We start from the raw sequence: 4412 nt of genomic DNA, 5'->3' as shown, positions 1-4412 counted from the left end.
TGGCCCCGTTCGAGCTCCTGGAGTACTTCCGGCAGACCGGTGACATGGCGGTCGTCCCCATCTGGCAGGAGTACGAGAAGGGCACCCACCGACGCCGGGCCATCACCTGGAGCCGGGGCCTGCGTGCTCAACTCCTCGGAGACGAAGCCGAGTTGAGCGACGAAGAGGTTGCGGCCGAAGAGGTCGGCGGCGAGACGTGGGCAGTTCTGCCGGCCGAATCGCTCCGCGCGATCCGACGCGTCCCCGGCCTGCAAGCTCGCATCCTCGACGCAGCCGAGAACGGCGGCTTCATCGAGCTGGTCAACCTCCTCACCGCCTATCACCTGGCGTACGAGGTCGGCCCCGACGCACCCAAGAACCCCGTACCCGCCGCAAGCTGACAGACCGACCGAGAAGCTTTGGGGGACCTTTGATCGGTGGGGCGGGAGCATGAAAAGGGCCCATTACACTTGTGCCAATGGAGAGGGCTGGAAAGCCCTCACCGCGTAAGTGAGCACTCGGGCCCTTTTCTTGCTCCCGGAGGGGCCCCGCCGATTAAAGGTCCCCTAAAGCTTCGGCCCCCAAAAAATTGCGCGACCGCCTCCGGCGGCTGGTTCGCCTCCCGGCGGGGCACTACTCCCGGCCTTCTCGCCGCTTATACAGTGCGGCTCGGCTGATTCGTCCGGCCTCTGCAATCTGAGACGGCGACAGAATCCGTCCCTCATCTGCCTCGTCGGCAAGCTTCCGCCCGGCAGTCACGCACTCCTCGCGGATATCTCCAAAAACCCGTAGCAAGCTCCGGTACCACTCGCGATCATCACGCATGTGCAACTGATCAGCCGAGAGACCGTGTTGAGCAAGATCCCGGATCCGCTCCAGACGTTCCCGCACGTCATCCGCTGTCTGGTCAGGCACTGCACTCATGTCTACTCCCTACACATAGCGTCAACTAGTTGACAGTGTCAGTCCTTCGGTGCAGTGTATGAGTACGCACCGACACGACACGTCGTCAACAACGTCTGGAAAGAGGACCAAATGCCCGCGATCTTCCACGTCGACCAGGCTCGTACCTTCAAGGCCGTGATGTTCATGTCCGTCGCGCCGAAGACCGTCTTCGGCAAGAACGACGTGCAGGACACCACCAAGGACGGCACCCCCAAGTGGGAAGTCCAGGTGGTCGCCTCGTTCGAGCAGTTCGGCAAGATCGAGAACGAGATTCTCAAGATCGGCGTCAACTCGCACAAGAACCCGGGCGAGGCCCTTCAGCACATGCCGCAGCCGGTGGAGCTCGTCGGCTTCCGTGTGGGCGTGAGCCCCGTGGAGAAGCGGACCGACTCCAACGGCCGCGAGCGGATCACCGGTGGAACCGCCTGGTACCAGGCTGACGAGGTCCGCGCCCTCAACGCCGTTCCGGCCGGTCGGAAGTCGGAGGGCTGACCGTGCTGAACTCCGTCTTCGACGGGCTGGAGTCGGCCCCCCTGTTCGCCGGAATCGCCCTCGCGGTCCTGGTCGGCTGGGGGGCCTTCCGGCTCTTCATCACCTCGTACTGGTACATCCGCGCGACCCCTCTCCAGCGGGCTCGCATGCGTCACGCCTGGTCCGTCTCGATGCGCTGGCGTCGCCTGGCTCCCAACCTCGGCCTGGCTCGGATCGACGAGAACACCAAGGGCCGCAAGGACATGCAGGGCAAGGCAGTCAAGCCGACCGTCGTCGTCCCCCGGCTCAAGGTCTTCCCCGAACCCTGGGGCATCCGGGCCGTGGTCAAGACGATCCCCAAGGTCGGCGTCGAGGAGTTCGAGAAGGCGGCCGGATGGCTGGCCGATGCCTGGGACTGCGAAACCGTCGAGGTCAACCGGCTCAAGGCCGGACTCCTCGAACTCCGTGGCCTTGTCGGCAATCCGCTCGATGACCACTTCGCCTACGAGGTCCCGGCCGGTGACGCCTGGGTCCTCCCGTTGGGCCGGAACCCGTGGGCCCGCGACCTGGTGATCCCGCTCAAGGACCTCTCCGGGATCAAGGTCGCCGGGATGCCGGGCTTCGGCAAGACCATGCTCATGCTCGGCTGGCTCGCCGGATTGGCCGGCCGATCCGCGGTGCAGTTCGCGGTCTTCGACGGCAAGACCTCCGACCCCCGCTACGGCGACTGGGGCCAGGTCGGGCACCGAGCCATGTTCATCGTCGGCGACAACCCCGAGACCGCCCACCAACGGCTGACTGACCTGGTCCGACTCATCAAGGACCGCCCGGCCCAGCTGGTCGAGGAACGCGGCACGCACAAGTTCTGGAAGGACGGCCCGACCGACACGATCCCGCTGGTCCTGGTGCTCATGGACGAGTGCCACAACTACATCGACGCCTCCGGCCTGCGAGGCAAGGACAAGGAACTCATCGAGTCGAACCAGCGGCTCATGCGCACGATCGCCAAGGAAGGTCGCGGCCTCGGCGTCATCCCGATCGTCGGCACCCAGAAGCAGACCGGCGACGCGATCCCGACCGCAGTCCGCGACAACCTCGAGGTCGGCGTCTGCTTCGCCGTCTCCACCATCGACGCCGCAGAGGCCGCACTGGGCGACGGCATCCGCAAGGACGAGGACAACCAGCCGACCAAGCTCCGCGACAAGGACCGCTTCACCGGCGTCTGCGTCGTCACCGGCGTCCCCGGCCTGGGCGGCCAGTTCGACCGCATCCGCGTTGGCGACATCGACGAGCCCGCCATGCTCCAGCTCGTCGCGAACTCCGTCTACCTCCGACGCGACGTCATCCCCGCACCGGCGCCCGTCCTTCGCGATGCCGGTTCGGCCGGCGTCCCGCTCCAGAAGACCGAAGACCAGACCACACCCAAGACCACCCGAAGGAGGAAGGCGTCATGACGCCTTCAGACGGCCCCACACGGGTCTACAGCCCCGAACCCCTCATGGTCGGCCCCGGACAGGCTCTGAGCCCCGCTCAGGGCTTCCAGTCCCCTCAGATCGTCGTGGTCCAGCAGCAGGCTCCCGAACCTTCCTGGCTCCGCCAGCACGCTGGACAGCTCGTCGCGGCTGGCGGGGCTGGGGCCCTCGTCGTGGCCGTGCTCCTGGCCGTCGCTCTCGTCGCCGTCGCAGTCGGGATCGGCGCAATCTCCTGCGCGATCGGCTGGTGCGTCATCAAGAGCCTCATGGGGCCCAACAGCAAGAAGTGACCGCCCGGCGTGTTCGTACCACGCCGGTCGGCCACCAACGACAGGATCTCACCCGCGAGAACGAACGGAGGCCCGGACCGCTACCGACGGCCGGGCCTCTGGTCTCCGCACCACCTGCGACAGCGAGAACGGAGAACGTCCATGGGCAGCGTAGAGCAGACCGCCGACCCAGCGCGAGATGACGAGGCTGAGACGGCCTCGTATGGAGAGCTGGAGACGACACAGGTCCGCCAGGACCTCAAGGGCATCAACGCCCGCCGCCAGGTCTCCCGGCCCCGCCCGGGCCGAAGGCATGAGGGCGGGAGCCGGGCCGCCTCTGGCGGCCTGGCGGAGGGCCCTACTAGGTACAACGCGAATAATGTTTCACCCTCCCAAGAAAACCCCAGCTCAGAGGCCGAATCGGACGTACGGCAGGAACGCCGGGGGACGAGGTTCGCTCAGCGGGAAGCCCTCTGGTCGATCACCTCGCTCGACCGCGTCCGCAAGTGCGGCCGCACGACCAACGGGAACGTCGGCGAGGGCCTGGCGGCCGTGGTCGTCAACGGCTCGGTCGCGCACTGGTCGGGCTTCTGCACCTGCGGTTCCATCTGGGCCTGCCCGGTCTGCTCCGCGAAGATCCGAGCCACCCGAGCCGACGAGATCGCCCGTGCCGTTGCAGCCCACATGACCCGCGACGGCGGAACCGCCTGGATGGTCACGCTCACCGCCCGGCACAAGAAGCATCACGACCTCGCCCCGCTTTTCGACGCGGTCGCCAACGGCTGGCGCAAGCTCATGTCCGGCAAAGCCTGGGCCGGTGACAAGAAGCGCGGGCAGATCGGAGAACGAGACCGCCTCGGAGTCCGGGGCAATATCCGCTCGATGGAAGTCACTTACGGCACTCGGAATGGCTGGCACCCGCATTTGCACGTCGTCCTTCTCCTCGAATCCGAAGATCCGCTAGAACTCGCGAAAGCGATCGTCCGATGGGACAAGACCTGGCGGGCCTGGATGAAGAAAGCGGGATTCGAGCCGAGCCAGGAACATGGCGTCAACTGGACCAAGGTCACTACGCCCGCAGAGGCAGGCGAGTACATCGCCAAAGTCCAGGAAGGAAAAGGCCACCTGGGAAACGAGATGGCCCGCGGCGACATGAAGTCCGGCCGACTCGGCACCCTGGCCCCGTTCGAGCTCCTGGAGTACTTCCGGCAGACCGGTGACATGGCGGTCGTCCCCATCTGGCAGGAGTACGAGAAGGGCACCCACCGACGCCGGG

General features: G+C 66.3%; 6 protein-coding genes. 5 read left to right on the top strand and 1 reads right to left on the bottom strand.

Going from position 1 to position 4412, the window contains the following annotated elements:
* Positions 1–380, top strand: a 380-nt coding sequence (locus OO68_RS41460; protein WP_033314680.1) for a hypothetical protein, incomplete at its 5' end; no start/stop codon positions are given.
* A gap of 232 nt (positions 381–612) precedes the next feature.
* Here OO68_RS41460 and OO68_RS46630 read toward each other — a convergent pair.
* On the bottom strand, positions 613–903 hold the full coding sequence (locus OO68_RS46630; protein ID WP_157852830.1) for a hypothetical protein: 291 nt from the start codon (positions 901–903) through the stop codon (positions 613–615).
* 111 nt (positions 904–1014) lie between these two features.
* Between OO68_RS46630 and OO68_RS41455 the strand changes: the two genes are divergently transcribed.
* The 4 genes from OO68_RS41455 to OO68_RS47085 form a co-directional block, all read left to right on the top strand.
* Positions 1015–1416 (top strand): hypothetical protein, encoded by a 402-nt coding sequence (locus tag OO68_RS41455; RefSeq protein ID WP_033314679.1) that lies wholly within the window; start codon positions 1015–1017, stop codon positions 1414–1416.
* A gap of 2 nt (positions 1417–1418) precedes the next feature.
* The gene (locus OO68_RS41450) at positions 1419–2849 is read left to right on the top strand and encodes an ATP-binding protein (protein WP_033314678.1); all 1431 of its coding nucleotides are present in this window, start codon (positions 1419–1421) and stop codon (positions 2847–2849) included.
* A complete protein-coding gene (locus OO68_RS41445; protein WP_033314677.1) occupies positions 2846–3157 on the top strand; it encodes a hypothetical protein in 312 nt (103 codons plus the stop codon). Before OO68_RS41450 ends, OO68_RS41445 begins: the two co-directional genes overlap by 4 nt.
* Positions 3158–3688: 531 nt before the next feature.
* Positions 3689–4412, top strand: a 724-nt coding sequence (locus OO68_RS47085) for a protein rep (RefSeq protein WP_167345955.1), incomplete at its 3' end; no start/stop codon positions are given.

Source organism: Streptomyces iakyrus, from assembly GCF_000717055.1.
Taxonomy (GTDB): Bacteria; Actinomycetota; Actinomycetes; order Streptomycetales; family Streptomycetaceae; genus Streptomyces; species Streptomyces iakyrus.
The sequence above is the reverse complement of the archived record's forward strand: the minus strand, read 5'-3'. Positions and strand labels throughout refer to the sequence as shown.

Excerpts from the sequence above, each read along its gene's own strand:
- OO68_RS41445 (WP_033314677.1), top strand. The coding sequence starts at position 2,846 with ATGACGCCTTCAGACGGCCCCACACGGGTCTACAGCCCCGAACCCCTC.
- OO68_RS41455 (WP_033314679.1), top strand. The coding sequence starts at position 1,015 with ATGCCCGCGATCTTCCACGTCGACCAGGCTCGTACCTTCAAGGCCGTG.
- OO68_RS46630 (WP_157852830.1), bottom strand. The coding sequence starts at position 903 with ATGAGTGCAGTGCCTGACCAGACAGCGGATGACGTGCGGGAACGTCTG.